Origin of the sequence: Methanobrevibacter sp. (genome assembly GCF_017410345.1) — an archaeon.
Classification (GTDB): Archaea; Methanobacteriota; Methanobacteria; order Methanobacteriales; family Methanobacteriaceae; genus Methanobrevibacter.
In genome coordinates this window covers 1-14,794 of sequence record NZ_JAFQQZ010000037.1, presented here as the reverse complement: position 1 = coordinate 14,794, position 14,794 = coordinate 1, and the positions used below count along the sequence as shown (strand labels likewise).

The window sequence follows — 14,794 nt, the reverse complement described above, 5'->3', positions numbered from 1 at the left end:
TTATACTTAATCGATAAATCTTAAAATAAGTTTTTATAGTATAATGACTATAATTATATGATGTATATTAATTATAATCTGATTTTTTCTAAAATTTATAATTAATTTGACCAATTTTTAATGTTTTTTCAACTACAAAAGCATTTAAAACTATTAGAATTATTATTTCATCAAAAAAGTTTAATGTGATAAAATGATTAGATGTGTGTCTTGTGGAGAAGAGTACGAAGATGATGAAGTTATCTACAACTGTAGGAAATGCGGATCTGTCTTGGAAGCTGTAGTGGAAGTTGACGTTCCAAAATCCACTTTTGAAGGCAGAAGAGATAACTTATGGAAATATAAGGAATGCTTGCCTGTCGATGCGGATAAAAGGGTCTCCTTGGATGAAGGTGGAACTCCATTCTGCAGATGTGAGAAATTAGGCAAGGAATTAGGAATAGACCTTTATGTTAAGGTGGAAGGATCAAACCCTACCGGCAGTTTCAAGGACAGGGGAATGACCATCGGTATGACCAAGGCAATGATGCTTGGTGTGGATACTGTAGGTTGCGCTTCCACAGGTAATACCTCCGCTTCCCTTGCGGCTTATGCTGCAAGAGCAGGACTCAGATGTGCAGTATTCCTTCCGGTAGGTAAGGTTGCTCTCGGTAAGTTGGCACAGGCAATGTTCCATGGTGCGGAAGTGTTCTCAATAAACGGCAACTTTGATGAGGCATTGGAAGCAATGACCCAACTTGCCCGTGAAAAGCATTTATACTTATTGAATTCAATCAACCCATTCAGATTGGAAGGACAAAAGACCATCGGTTATGAGATTGTCCATGATTTGGGATGGGAATCTCCTGACAGGATTGTGTTGCCTGTAGGTAATGCAGGAAACATTTCAGCCATCTGGAAGGGAATCACCGAATTCCACAATGCGGGATTCATGGATGACGTTCCAATGATGACCGGTATCCAAGCGGAAGGGGCTTGCCCTATTGCAAACGCATTCAGGGACAAGACCATGGAAATGACTCCTGTGGAAAACCCTGAAACCATTGCAACTGCAATCCGTATCGGTGCTCCTGTAAGTGCTGTCAAGGCATTAAGAGCAATTTACGATTCTAATGGTTTGGCTGAAACCGTAACAGACGAAGAAATCCTTGACGCTCAAAAATTGCTTGCAAGAACTGAAGGTGTAGGTGTGGAACCTGCTTCTGCAGCATCCATTGCAGGTCTTAAGAAATTAGTCGAGCAAGGGGATGTCGACAAGGGAGAAAGAGTTGTCTGTGTTGTAACCGGACACTTGTTGAAAGATCCTAACACAGCTATTGACGCTTGTGTGGACCCTGTCCAAGTGGATGCAGACATTGATAAGATCAAGGAAATTTTACTTAAGAAGTAAATTTTCTATTTTTTCTTTTTTTATTTTTTTAATCTATTTTAATTAATTTTCATTTTTTGTCTTGTTTTTTCTATTTTTAAAATTTTCATTATTTTTTCAAGTCTATTTTTTCAATATTTCCAAATATTTTTTATTATTTTTCTTAATTTTTTTATTAATTTTTCAAATTTTTAACTCCTTTTAAAATTTATATTTTTTGATTATTATTTTATTTTTCTTTTATTTTTTTGATTTTTTCAATATTTTTTATTGTTTTTCGATTTGGTATAATATTTTTTAATGAATTTTTGATTTTTTTTATATTTTTTGTTAAGATTTGATTTTAAAACTTATGGATATTTTTTATAAATTATTAATAGTAATGAATAAATGATTTTAAATTTTAAGCATTCTTATCGATATATTTATATATTAAGAAATATACAATTATTATTATAAAAATTTGAGGTGTTAAATATGGAATTACCAATCGCTCCTATCGGAAGAATATTAAAAAATAATGGTGCTGAAAGAGTGGCTGATGCAGCTAAAGCTGAATTAGCTGAAGCAATCGAAGAATACGGAAACGAAATTGCTCAAAAAGCAGTTAACTTCGCACGCCACGCAGGTAGAAAAACTGTAAAAGCTGAAGACATTAAATTAGCGATCAAATAATTTTGCTGACTTGATATTTTCACTTTAAAGAATCAGATTTAAGTATTCTCTTTTGTCTTTTTCTTATTGTCTTTATACGAACTCTTTTTTTATTTTTTTAGTATTCGGAAATTATTCCCATTTTCTAAAAATGGAATATTTTTCCTTTTTTGAAGCTATTTTTCTAATAACATTTATATACTATAATTAATATATTATACTATGTCTAGTTCTCTAGAATTTATTTCATTAATACTAAATTGAAAAATTTTATATTATTAGCTGATTTTACTTAAACTAATAATATTCATTGAAAATATTAAACTGGAATAAAAACTTTTTACTTTTATTTCAGGCTTTATTATTTAGTGATATGGATATAATATTTAGAGTTATAGATTAAAACTTAAATCTGTAATTATAATTGAATATTTTGCAGCTTATCCGCTGACTTTTTATCATGATATTATAATAAGATTTCAATAGATTTAATCTTATATATCATTTTTAAAAAGTTTTTTTTATAGTCAATAAATATTTGAATTATTTCAATTGATTATAATCTATTTCAATATTTGATTATTTTGCTGATTTTTATAGTGATTATTTTGCCGATGGATGGCAAAAGCCAGATGAAAAAGGAGGTAAATTATATGGCAAACATTTATGTAAAATTTGACACACCTGAAGAAATCGCTAACAAAGCAGAAGAAGCTTTAGAAGTAGCACAAAATACTGGTAAAGTAGCAAAAGGAACTAACGAAGTAACCAAATTCATCGAAAGAGGAAACGCAGCTTTAGTCGTTATCGCTGAAGATGTGGATCCTGCTGAAATCGTTGCTCACATTCCTGTTCTCGCTGAAGAAAAAGAAATTCCTTACGTATACTTAGCTACCAAAGACAAAGTTGGTGCAGCTGCTGGTTTAAGTGTTGGAACTGCTTCCGCTTGTATTGTAGATGCTGGAGATGCTGCTGACTTAGTAGCAGAAGTTGTTGAAAAAGTTGCAGAACTTAAAGAATAAGTATTGCGCCTTAGAAGATTAGATTATCTTCACTATAACTTATAGGTGATAATATGGAAGAAGGAAGTCCAGCAGAAGTTATTGAAGTTCTAAACAGAACTGGTATGACTGGAGAGATCATGCAAGTAAAATGCAGAATTCTCGATGGAAGAGACAAAGGAAGAATTTTAACAAGAAATATCATGGGCCCTGTACGTGAAGGCGATATTTTAATGTTACTCGACACAATCAGAGAAGCTAAGGAGATTAGAACTCCTTAATAACCTTGGGTTATTAGGCTTATCTATTTAAAGAAGGTGTTTTAACATGAGAACTTGTTCATTCTGTGGTAAAGAAATAGAAGAGGGTACCGGTAAGATGTACGTAAAGAAAGATGGTTCCATCTATTTCTTCTGTAGTAGTAAATGTGAAAAGAATATGATTAAGCTTGGCAGAGTTCCAAGAAAAGTAAAATGGGTTAAACAATGATTGAAAGAAGCTTTGTTATGATGAAACCTGATGCGGTATCTAGACGTTTAATGGGTCAAGTATTAAGCCGTTTTGAAGCTAAAGGCCTCAAGATTGTCGCTATGAAATTAAGACAAATCGATGTGGACTTAGCAAAGGAACATTACGGAGAACACGCTGAAAAACCATTCTTCAACGGTTTAGTGGAATACATCACTTCCGCTCCAGCTTTAACCATGGTTATTGAAGGAGATGATGCTATTTCCGTAATCAGAAAAATGGTAGGAGCAACCAATCCTAAGGAAGCAGATGTAGGAACCATTAGAGGAGATTTCGGTATGGACACTGGAAGAAACATCATCCACGCATCCGACGCACCTGAATCTGCAAAAAGAGAAATTGCTTTGTTCTTCGACGAAGACGAAATTTGCGATTATTCTATGTCTGATAACGCTTGGATTTACGAATAGACTCGTTACTGTCTATAATCGTTAGCTATGTTTAGCTTTATTTGAATTAAAATTATTATTGTTTAGATTTATTGAATTATTAAATTGTGAGTTGTGTACTCACTGATTATTTGTAGAATTATTAAATTGTGAGTGGAGTGAATATGAAGATTAGATCCCCAATTGTATCTGTTTTAGGTCATGTAGACCATGGTAAGACCACATTATTGGATTATATCAGAGGAAGTACTGTAGCTGATAGGGAAGCCGGTGGAATTACCCAACATATCGGTGCTACTGAAATCCCAATCGATACAATAAATGAAATTTGCGGCGATTTTATAGCAAGGTTATCAATCAAGGATACAATTCCAGGATTATTTTTTGTAGATACTCCAGGGCATGCTGCATTCACATCACTTCGTAAGCGTGGTGGAGCCTTAGCGGATTTGGCTATTCTGATTGTCGACATCAATGAAGGCTTCAAGCCTCAGACCTATGAGGCAATCAATATCCTGAAGATGTATAAGACTCCATTCATTGTTGTGGCAAACAAGATCGACAGGATCTTCGGATGGGACATTCATGAAGGGGCTTCCTTTATGGAAAGTTTCAGACAGCAAGCTCCAAGAGTGCAGACCGACTTGGATTTGAAGGTCTATGAGCTCATTGGAAAATTGCATGAGGAAGGATTCCAATCTGAAAGGTTTGACAGAGTGACTGATTTTGCAAGCCAGATTACAATCATTCCAATCTGTGCGAAATCCGGTGAAGGTATCATTGAGCTCATTGCCATGTTGCTTGGTCTTGCTCAGGAATACCTGACAGAACAGCTTGAAATCCATGAGGATGCACCCGCCAAGGGAACCGTCTTGGAAGTCAAGGAAGAGACTGGTCTTGGAGTCACTGTTGACAGCATCATCTATGATGGTGTGCTTCGTGATGGTGATGAAATCGCATTGATGGACTCAAACAATGTTGTTAAGACCAAAATCAGATCTATCCTAAGGCCTCTTCCTCTAGAAGAGATGAGGGATTCCAAGAAGAAATTCAAGAAGGTCGATGAGGTTGTTGCCGCAGCAGGTATCAAGATAGCCGCTCCAAATCTTGATGATGTCGTTTCAGGTTCCCCTCTTAGGGTATTGAACGAGGATGAGGATGTTGAAGCGGAATTGATGCAGGAATTGGAGGACATCACTGTCGATACTGATGATGAAGGACTCTTCGTTAAGGCAGACACTTTAGGTTCACTTGAAGCGGTTGTTCATTTGCTTAAGGAAATGGACATTCCAATCAGATCTGCAGAAATCGGTGATGTGAACAAGAGGGATGTGATTGACGCATCCATTGCAAAGGATGAGAACATCGAGCATGGTGTAATCATTGCATTCAATGTGAAAGTGCATCCTAAGGCCCTTGACGATTTGAATAATTCAGGTGTCAAGCTCTTCCAGGGTGATGTGATATATCAGATCACCGAAGATTATGAAGCTTGGGTTCTAGAGAGAAAAGAGGCTCAGAAAAAGCAATGGCTTGATGCAATCATCAAACCGGCCAAGTTCATGATCCTTCCGAAATTGATATTCAGGCAAAGCAAACCTGCCATTTGCGGTATTGAAGTTGAAGCCGGAACCGTTAAGCAAGGTTATGCCTTAATGAATGCAAATGGGGATTATGTAGGCACCATTGCCAGTATGGAAGATAAGGGTGAGACATTGACTGCAATTTCCAGAGGTCAAAGGGTTGCCATGGCGATAAATGATGCTGTGGCAGGCAAGGACTTTGAGGAAGGGGACACATTATATGTGGACATTCCTGAAAAGCATTATAAGATCCTGGAAAGGGAGTTTAAGGACAAATTGAATGAGGACGAATTCTTAGCCCTTGATGAAATCCTTGAGATAAAACGCAGAAAGGATAAGGATTGGGGTAAATTCGGTCTTTTCGAATATTAATTGTTCATAAATGATTGATTAAACAATAATAAGTTATGATTTCATAATTATTTCACATATTCAAGATTATAGAATAAATCTAGAGATTAGGGAAATTAAATTCCGAAAAACGAAAGGAGGAATTTTATTGGCATTTAAAATTGTTGTATCTGAAAAAGAATTAAGTTATCAATTGGAAGTTGATAATGCAAAACAATTAAACGGTTTAAAAATCGGAGAGGAATTCGATGGTCAAATCGTTGGTTTAGATGGCTACACTTTAAAGATCACTGGTGGTAGTGACAAAAACGGATTCGCTATGAAAAAGGACGTCGATGGTCCTAGAAGAATCAAAAGTCTTTTAACCGGTGGAGTAGGCTACAGACCTAAAGGTGATGGTGTTAAAAGGAGAAAAACCGTAAGAGGAAACACTATCTCTGAAGACATTGTTTTGATCAATACCATTGTTACCAAAGCAGGTAGCAAATCCATATCTGATATCTTAAATCCTGAAGAAGAGGAAGCAGAAGAATAATCAGATAACAAAATGATTTTGAAATTTATAATGAAATTTATTTTCATTATTATTTTTCATTATTATTTTTCATTATTCATTGGAATTCATTTAGAATTTGTTTGGATTTTTAATTATAAATTTATATTATATTTTATTATTTCAATTTAAAGCATTAAATCATGTTTATATTAATATTGAATTATAAATATGATTTCAATTTAAAAAACAAGCATTATTCATACGTATAATTCAATATTAATTATAAATTTCATTCATTCGAATTTATACTTAATATTAATTAATAATCATTTATGTTTATTATTCAATTCAAATTATTTACTTAAAAAAATTAAAGGTGTAATCTGTGAAAGTACAATCTGATGTTAACATAGGACTTGTGGGCCATGTCGATCACGGAAAAACAACACTTACCAAAGCATTATCTGGTGTATGGACTGATACTCACAGTGAGGAAACAAAAAGAGGTATCTCAATCCGTTTAGGATATGCAGACATTGAATTTAGAAAATGTCCTAAATGTGAAGAGCCTTTATGTTACACTACCAAGGATGTCTGTGAACATTGCGGAAGTGAAACTGAAGTAATTAGAAAGGTATCATTTGTGGATGCTCCAGGACACGAGACCTTGATGGCAACAATGCTGTCCGGTGCAGCCATTATGGATGGTGCAGTTTTGGTTATTGCAGCTAACGAGGAATGTCCACAGCCACAAACCAAAGAGCACTTGATGGCACTTGACGTCATCGGTGTTAAGGATGTAGTTGTAGTTCAGAATAAAGTGGATATCGTTCCTAGAGAAAGGGCTGTCGAGAGCTACAAGGAGATCAAGGAATTCGTAAAGGGCACCTGTGCTGAAGATGCTCCAATCATTCCAGTTTCCGCTCAGCAAGGAGCAAATATCGATATTCTAATCAAAGCAATAAATGATGTTATCGTCACACCGGAAAAGGAACTTGACAAACCTGCCAGAATGCATGTGGCAAGGTCTTTTGATATCAACAAGCCTGGTTCCCATCCTAAGAAGATCAAGGGTGGAGTAATCGGCGGAAGCTTAGTTCAAGGTACCCTTAAATTAGGGGACATCATTGAAATCCGGCCTGGAATCAATATCAAGGAAAGCAAGCAGAACAAATGGATCAGCTTGACTTCTGAAATCATTGGCCTTGAAGCTGGCGGAGAGGCTGTTGAAGAGGTAGGTCCTGGAGGACTTATCGGTGTTGCTACCAAATTGGACCCTGCACTCACCAAGGCAGATTCATTATCCGGTTCCGTCGCTGGTGCTGAAGGCACTTTGCCTGAAGTATTGCATAGCTTTGACATGAAAACCGAGCTTTTGGACCGTGTTGTAGGAACTAAGGATGAAAGAAAAGTGGATCCGATTAAAATCAAAGAGCCTTTAATGATTAACTGTGGTACAACCACCACCATTGGTGTCGTTACCAAGGTTAAGAAAAACGTAAGTGTCGCCTTGAAATTGCCTGTATGTGCAGATAAGGGAGACAGAGTCGCTTTATCCCGTAGGGTAGGTGCACGTTGGAGATTGATTGGATTTGGTATTATCCAATGATTTCAAAACTTTGATTATTGGACTTTTCCAAGATTGGTTCTATTAATTATTGTTAACGTGATAACATGGAATCTGGAGATAAAAGAGAGGTATTCATTGATACTAACTTTTTCATGATTCCTTTTCAATTCAATGTGGATATTCTTGAGGAATTCAAAAGGATTCTGCCTAATTATAAGTTGGTAACAACTGATTTTGTCATCAATGAGCTAAAAGGGCTTAAGAATAACAGCAAAGGCAAGGTCAGGATGGCTGCAGGATTAGGCTTGAGAATCGCACAGTCCGATGATATTGAAATTAGGAACATTCCTTTAGAAGATGGTGAATCAGTGGATGACGCATTGATTAGAGTGTCCAATGTATTGGCGACAAATGATGCCAACTTAAGAAAGAAGGCCAAAAAGGAAGGAATCCCAGTGGTCATCCTAAGGCAAAGGAAATATCTGGCGGTTGAAGGTTATCTGGCTTAACGCTTGGTTTATTGTTAATTGTATTTTAATTAACTTTAAATAGTTTTATTATTATATTCTTAATTGATATTCATATTTACTAAAAAAAATTATTAAAAGCATTTAAAAATTAGATTTATTACAAATTATTTAAAATTTAAATTTCACTTAAAAACGAGGGATTATTTTGTATTACATGACAACTATTGAGGGAACTGTAAGAATTCCACCTTACAGATTTGACGAACCTCTTGAAGATGTAGCTATTGAAACTTTAAATGAAGAGTACATCGGTCAGCTTGACAAGAACTTAGGTTTGATGATCGGTGCTTTCAGCATTGAGGAAATCGGTGAAGGAGTGCTCATTATGGGAGATGGCGCTGCTTATCACAATGTCGTATTCAATGCGGTTTTCTTCAAGCCTGAACAGCAGGAAATTGTTGAAGGTGAAGTGACTGACATTACCGAATTCGGTGCATTTGTAAGAATCGGACCTATGGAAGGTCTTGTCCATGTGTCCCAAGTGACTGATGACTACATTAATTACGATCCTAAGAATGCATCCCTTTTAGGAAACGAATCCAAAAAGGTCTTGACTGAAGGAGACAGGATCAGAGCAAGAATAGTTACCTTAAGTCTTAAGGGCAAATCCATTAAGGAATCCAAAATCGGCCTTACAATGAGACAGCCTAACTTAGGTAAATTCGAATGGATCCGTGCGGAAAAGAACAAGGCAGCAGAAAAAGCCATGGCTAAGGTGGAAGAATAATGGTATTGAAAGCTTGTACACACTGCAGTTTGCTCACTGAAAAGGAACAATGCCCTGAATGCAAAAACCCTACTTCCTCCAATTGGAGCGGGCTTTTGATTGTGACCAATCCTGAAGAGTCTGATGTGGCTCGTGAATTGGGAATCACCAAAGCTGGCGAGTACGCATTAAGAGTAAGATAGAATTATTTCTCACTTTTCTATTTTTTTCTATTTTATCTATTTTTTCTTATTTTTTCATTTTATTAATCAATTTATTCTTTTTTTAAACTAATTCTATGCCAAACTTTATATATCTTGAATTAGATAAATAATAAAGTATAATAATTATTTTACTATATATTTTACTAATTTTTATTAGAATATTTAATTAAAATATTATTATTTGAGATTTATTGACAGAGGTTAAAACTTGTTTAAATTAAATGAAGATTTAATTGGTGAATTCAAAAAGCCATTAGGTGAATTGTATGCTGATTTTGAAGATGCAATTCCTATGATTAAAGAAGCTGATTTCTTAATCTCTGTTGGTGATCAGACAACTAAAAATCTTCTTGATAACGATTTGGTTCCTGATTTGGGAATCATAGACAATCGTATTCAACGTAAAGATCATGATTATGATATCATTCGTACAGAAAACATTCTGAATGCAGACAATCCTGCAGGTACAATTACTGAAAATCTATGGGAAACCATAGAGCAAGCTATTTCCTTGACTTTAGAAGATAGTGAAAATCGTATCATTGTAGTTAAGGGGGAAGAGGATCTTGCAGTTCTTCCATGCCTATTGATTGCGCCTGAAGATGCTGTCATATTATATGGCCAGCCTAATGAGGGAGTGGTCTTTGTGAATGTTTCTGAAGGAAAGGACAAAGCTACTAAACTTATGACTTATTTCATAAAAATAGTTTAAGTAAGATAGTTTTGCAATTCATATTAAATTTTGTTTAATTAAATTAAATTCAAAACCGAAAAAGAGGTTTTATAATGGAAATTGAAATTTTTGAAAAGAAAGAAAACGTTTTATTCGATAGAACTGAAGTTAAATTTTATGTTTCATACGAAGGAGAACCAACTCCTGCACTTTTAGATGTCAAAAGCAAATTAGTCGCTTTACTTGACACCAAAAAGGAATGCATTGTTGTAGACAACATCCAACCAAAATACGGTGAACCTAAAGCTGAAGGTTATGCTAAGGTATATGGCAGAGAATCATCTTTATTAGATGTGGAAAAAGCAAGTGTCATTGAAAAGAACAAAGAACCAGAACCTCCTGCTGAAGAAGAAGATGAAGCGGAAGAATAGATGGAATGACTTAGGAGGAGATTGATATGCCTGATAAAAAAGATTTATATACTGTAGAAGGAGACAAGATCGTAAGGAAAAATCCTTTCTGCCCTCGTTGCGGTGAAGGTGTATTCATGGCTGACCACGGTGACAGATTCGCTTGTGGTAAATGCGGATACACTGAAATGAAAGCTAAAGAATAGATTTATTCTTTAATTTTCTCTTTTTTTATTTATTTTTACTTTAACTTTATTTTAAACTATTTTTTACTAATTTTTACCTATTTCTTTAACAAATTTTTCTATTTTTTAGATATTTATATAAATTATTAAGAATAAAATTTAATAATATATAACTAATTAAATGAATTGTTTTAAAAATTATTAGATTACTTATTAAAATTTATTCGAGTTGATATCATTGAAAATTAGAACTGGAAGACTTGAAAAGGAAATGACCGATGAAGCTGCAGTATACACCTCTTCATTGGAATTCGACAGATTTATCTTTGATGCAGACATTCAATGCAATTACGCTCATACCTCAATGCTTAAGGCTCAAGGGATCATTGATGGGGAAATAGCAGATAAGATTCTTGATGCATTGGACAAGCTTGAGGGTGAAGGCTTTGACGCACTTGAATTCGACCATTCAGTTGAAGACGTCCATATGGCTGTAGAAAACTATGTGACCAAGCTTGTTGGTCCTGAAGCGGGATTCATGCACACTGCAAAGAGCAGAAACGATCAGGTGGCTACTGACATTAGATTGCTGCTCAGAGACAGAATCACAGAAATCCAAATAGCAATCCTTGAATTCATTGAAGGAATCCTTGAACTTGCAAGGGAACATAAGGAAACTGTCATGATCGGTTACACTCACTTGCAGCATGCCCAACCTGTAACATTGGCCCATCACCTGATGGCACATGCACAAGCCTTGAAAAGGGATTACCAAAGATTGGACGATACCTATAAGAGAGTCAATCTAAACCCGTTAGGTTCAGCTGCAATGGCAACTACAAGTTTTCCAATTGACAGGGAGCTCACAACTCAACTTTTAGGATTTGACGATTATCTTGAAAACTCCATGGATGGTGTATCTTCAAGAGACCACATTGCAGAGACTGTATTTGACCTCAGTGCGCTTTGCACAACCTTGTCAAAGATATGTGAGGAACTGGTTCTCTGGAGCACTTATGAGTTCGGAATAGTCTCAATGGCTGACGAATACTCATCAACCTCATCTATCATGCCTCAAAAGAAGAATCCAGATGTTGCAGAGGTTGCAAGGTCCAAATGTGCAATTGTGAATGGTGAACTTATTACTATCCTAACAATATTGAAAGCCATTCCATACACCTACAACAGAGACTTACAGGAGATCACCCCTCACTTATGGAATGCTTGTGATGTGGCCTATGATACCTTAAAAATAGTAAATCATATGCTCCTAACAGTAACCTTCAACACTGAAAGATGTCTGGAGCTTGCAGGTGCTAACTTCGCTACAGCTACCGATTTGGCTGACATCATGGTAAGGGAAAGAAAGATACCATTCAGGACAGCCCATAAGATTGTAGGCAGAATAGTGAATGAAGCTGTTGCAGAAGGACTAAATCCAAGTGAAATAGATGGTGCATATGTGGACAATGTGGCAGAAGAGCTTGGATTTGAAAAATTAGATCTTGATGATGAATTGATTCACAATGCATTGAATCCGATTGAAAACGTTAAGATCAGAAACGTTCCTGGAGGACCTTCACCTGAGATGGTTCAATTGGCAATTGACAATATGAACATATTTTTAGACAATGAATTTGAAAAACAGGGAATCTGATTGTTTTTCATTTTATTCATTTTATTTTTTTAAATATTTTTATAACTATTGTTAAAATCAAGCAAGATTAATTATTAAAATAATCTATTTATTTAACTTATTATTGGTGTTAGAATGGTTTATGATAAGACAGCTCTTCTAAATCATATTAATCGAATCAGAGAAGAAATAGGTCATGAAAAGGTTAATATAGACATTAAGGATGTTCTTTTTGATAAGGAAGATAATGAGATGTGGATAATCACCAATGACCGTCCGGACAAATCAGCAATCATCGGAAAGGGAGGATGGGTTGTTGGAAGGCTTAGAGAAGAGCTAGAAATAAATAGCATTCATGTTGAAAGTTACAGCGATTTCCTCCAAAAGGAATATAGGATGGAGCTTTCATTGAATAAGCTTAATTCATTCGTAAAGGAGAATTTCAATGAGATTGATGTTGAGGATAAATTGAATTATGGCTCCTTTTTAGCATTGAATAATCTAATAGATATTTTAAAGATAAAATTGGACAATTTGTATTCCTTCAATTTCCATAAATACTTCAAGGATTTGGATGAAAGCCCATATGATTACTTTGAATCAGAAAGGCCAGTGGCCATTGTGGCATTGTCCGGTGGAACAGACAGCAGCTTTTCACTTATCTTGGCAAAGAGATTGGGATTCAATCCGATAGCAATTACAGTAGACCCTGGAACAATTGTCCTGCCAAACCAATTCAGATATAATATTGACAAATTGGTAAGCGATTTGGATGTTCCCCATGAGTATATTGAAGTGGATTATACAGAATTGGTTGAAGAGTCATTCACTGGCAGATTCCACCCTTGCGGCAGATGTTCGAAAATCATTGAAGAGACTGTATATAAGTATGCTATAGAAAATGATGTTCCTATTGTAATCTTTGGTGATATGTTGGCTACTGGAAGTCAATGCATAACCGAACAATTTATAGATTTGGATAATGATTTCCAGAATATTGATGAAAACAATGAAAATGAGATAAGTAATGTAGATAAGGAGATTGAAAAAAATAAGATTATTAGACTCAACTTACCTGCTGCATTATCCGTATCAAAATTAGAGAACAAATCATTGACTAGCCATTATAATTTAAGCAAGTTTAAAGGATTCGGATGTCCTTTGTTGTATGAAGTTCATAAGAAGTTTCCTCATATGAAAAAGTACTCAATTCAGAGAATTTTAAGGGAAACCCGTTCAGGTGTATTGGAACCTGGTGAGGCATTGGACTTGATTTGGAGTTTCTATAAGACTGATTAAATAGATTTATAAGGAAAAACTTTTTCTGATTAAAAAAAATTATGATTAAAGAAAATAATTAAAAAATATTTTGGTGATATGATGAAAAGAAATGTATGTCCTCGTTGCGGTTCAAGCAATGTCGATTGGATAATTCCTCAGGTCTGGTCAAAATGGGAATGTAAGGATTGCTCTTATACCGGCCCGATAATTGAGGCTGATGATGATTTGATTGCAGAAATCAAGGCCGATTGGGAAGAGAATAAGGAAAAGTACCTTGAAGAGGAGAACATCCGTGCTCAACAGATCATGTCCGGTGAAGATGAAATACTGGATGAAGAGATGGAAATCGAAGAGGAAGATGAACTCACTGAAGAGGAATTGGATAGGAAATTAAGGGAATTGAATCTATAATATCCTTAAAAAGTTTCATTTTAATATAATTTATAATATTTTAAAAAAATTTTCATCTAAATCAATATATTTTATATACTTTATTAAACATACTATAATTTGAATATATAGATTGTAAGAATTTTAAGTTCATTTAACTTTTCAAAAAGAGGTGATATTATGCCTAGTTTTTTAAATTTACGTGGAAACGGTAATGACTCTAAAGACCCTAGATTAATCAGGGAAGGAATCAAATTAGGAGTTAATTATAAAAGATTTAGTAAGGAGCCTGTATTAGGCAAAAACATCTTGCTAAGATCAAATACTGTCATTTACAATGATGTGATCATTGGGGACGACTTTAAAACTGGACATAATGTTGTTGTAAGAGATCATACTAAAATCGGAAATGATGTATTGATAGGCACTAACACTGTCATTGAAGGTGGATGTGAGATTGGAAACAATGTAAGCATCCAATCCAATGTGTACATTCCAAGAAACAGTATAATAGAGGATAATGTCTTCATTGGCCCTTGTGCCTGCTTTACCAATGACAGATATCCTGTCAGAGTTGAATATGACTTGAAAGGTCCGCAGCTTAGAAAAGGATGTTCCGTTGGTGGAAATACAACATTCCTTTCAAACATTGAAGTTGGTGAAGGAGCTATTGTAGCTGCAGGAGCTGTTGTAACTCGTAGCGTTCCTCCTTATTACTTGGCTATCGGTACTCCGGCTAAGATCAAGCCATTGCCTACTTCACTTAGAGTTCCAAACATGATTTAAGTTTGGAATTTTACTTTTTTTATTTTATTTTA

Annotated in this window: 19 protein-coding genes; all 19 read left to right on the top strand. The window is 35.2% G+C overall.

Annotated elements, in window-relative coordinates; genetic code table 11:
• Positions 1-193: 193 nt before the first annotated feature.
• The 19 genes from thrC (at position 194) to IJE13_RS04630 (ending at position 14,762) form a co-directional block, all read left to right on the top strand.
• Entirely contained in the window at positions 194-1,390 is a 1,197-nt protein-coding gene (gene thrC / locus IJE13_RS04720; RefSeq protein WP_292777643.1) for a threonine synthase, read from the top strand.
• A 456-nt stretch (positions 1,391-1,846) separates the two neighbouring features.
• Entirely contained in the window at positions 1,847-2,044 is a 198-nt protein-coding gene (locus IJE13_RS04715; RefSeq protein WP_292777640.1) for a histone family protein, read from the top strand.
• Between the two features lie 632 nt (positions 2,045-2,676).
• Positions 2,677-3,045 (top strand): 50S ribosomal protein L7Ae, encoded by a 369-nt coding sequence (rpl7ae, locus tag IJE13_RS04710; protein WP_292777681.1) that lies wholly within the window; start codon positions 2,677-2,679, stop codon positions 3,043-3,045.
• 53 nt (positions 3,046-3,098) lie between these two features.
• Entirely contained in the window at positions 3,099-3,305 is a 207-nt protein-coding gene (locus IJE13_RS04705) for a 30S ribosomal protein S28e (protein ID WP_292777638.1), read from the top strand.
• 46 nt (positions 3,306-3,351) lie between these two features.
• The gene (locus tag IJE13_RS04700) at positions 3,352-3,513 is read left to right on the top strand and encodes a 50S ribosomal protein L24e (protein ID WP_067146875.1); all 162 of its coding nucleotides are present in this window, start codon (positions 3,352-3,354) and stop codon (positions 3,511-3,513) included.
• Positions 3,510-3,962: a nucleoside-diphosphate kinase gene (ndk, locus tag IJE13_RS04695; protein WP_292777634.1), complete on the top strand. Its 453-nt coding sequence runs from the start codon at positions 3,510-3,512 to the stop codon at positions 3,960-3,962. Before IJE13_RS04700 ends, ndk begins: the two co-directional genes overlap by 4 nt.
• A gap of 143 nt (positions 3,963-4,105) precedes the next feature.
• Positions 4,106-5,896: a translation initiation factor IF-2 gene (infB, locus tag IJE13_RS04690; protein WP_292777632.1), complete on the top strand. Its 1,791-nt coding sequence runs from the start codon at positions 4,106-4,108 to the stop codon at positions 5,894-5,896.
• Between the two features lie 127 nt (positions 5,897-6,023).
• The gene (locus tag IJE13_RS04685) at positions 6,024-6,410 is read left to right on the top strand and encodes a 30S ribosomal protein S6e (protein WP_292777628.1); all 387 of its coding nucleotides are present in this window, start codon (positions 6,024-6,026) and stop codon (positions 6,408-6,410) included.
• Positions 6,411-6,756: 346 nt separating this feature from the next.
• Positions 6,757-7,980 carry a translation initiation factor IF-2 subunit gamma gene (locus IJE13_RS04680; protein ID WP_292777626.1) on the top strand — a complete coding sequence of 408 codons (1,224 nt, stop codon included), beginning with the start codon at positions 6,757-6,759 and terminating at the stop codon, positions 7,978-7,980.
• A 65-nt stretch (positions 7,981-8,045) separates the two neighbouring features.
• Positions 8,046-8,450: a PIN domain-containing protein gene (locus tag IJE13_RS04675; protein WP_292777624.1), complete on the top strand. Its 405-nt coding sequence runs from the start codon at positions 8,046-8,048 to the stop codon at positions 8,448-8,450.
• 175 nt (positions 8,451-8,625) lie between these two features.
• Entirely contained in the window at positions 8,626-9,198 is a 573-nt protein-coding gene (locus IJE13_RS04670; RefSeq protein WP_292777677.1) for a DNA-directed RNA polymerase, read from the top strand.
• Between the two features lie 5 nt (positions 9,199-9,203).
• Positions 9,204-9,380, top strand: coding sequence for a transcription elongation factor subunit Spt4 (spt4, locus tag IJE13_RS04665; protein ID WP_292777672.1), 177 nt, complete (start codon positions 9,204-9,206; stop codon positions 9,378-9,380).
• A 229-nt stretch (positions 9,381-9,609) separates the two neighbouring features.
• Positions 9,610-10,113: a DUF359 domain-containing protein gene (locus tag IJE13_RS04660; RefSeq protein ID WP_292777622.1), complete on the top strand. Its 504-nt coding sequence runs from the start codon at positions 9,610-9,612 to the stop codon at positions 10,111-10,113.
• A gap of 74 nt (positions 10,114-10,187) precedes the next feature.
• Positions 10,188-10,505 carry a 30S ribosomal protein S24e gene (locus tag IJE13_RS04655; RefSeq protein WP_292777620.1) on the top strand — a complete coding sequence of 106 codons (318 nt, stop codon included), beginning with the start codon at positions 10,188-10,190 and terminating at the stop codon, positions 10,503-10,505.
• Between the two features lie 26 nt (positions 10,506-10,531).
• Positions 10,532-10,690, top strand: coding sequence for a 30S ribosomal protein S27ae (locus tag IJE13_RS04650; RefSeq protein ID WP_292777618.1), 159 nt, complete (start codon positions 10,532-10,534; stop codon positions 10,688-10,690).
• A 217-nt stretch (positions 10,691-10,907) separates the two neighbouring features.
• Complete coding sequence (gene argH / locus IJE13_RS04645) at positions 10,908-12,326, top strand: argininosuccinate lyase (protein ID WP_292777616.1); 1,419 nt, start codon at positions 10,908-10,910, stop codon at positions 12,324-12,326.
• Positions 12,327-12,440: 114 nt separating this feature from the next.
• Entirely contained in the window at positions 12,441-13,604 is a 1,164-nt protein-coding gene (locus IJE13_RS04640; protein ID WP_292777614.1) for an ATPase, read from the top strand.
• An 81-nt stretch (positions 13,605-13,685) separates the two neighbouring features.
• Positions 13,686-13,997, top strand: coding sequence for a hypothetical protein (locus IJE13_RS04635; RefSeq protein ID WP_292777612.1), 312 nt, complete (start codon positions 13,686-13,688; stop codon positions 13,995-13,997).
• 159 nt (positions 13,998-14,156) lie between these two features.
• Complete coding sequence (locus IJE13_RS04630; RefSeq protein ID WP_292777610.1) at positions 14,157-14,762, top strand: acyltransferase; 606 nt, start codon at positions 14,157-14,159, stop codon at positions 14,760-14,762.
• Positions 14,763-14,794 lie beyond the last annotated feature (32 nt).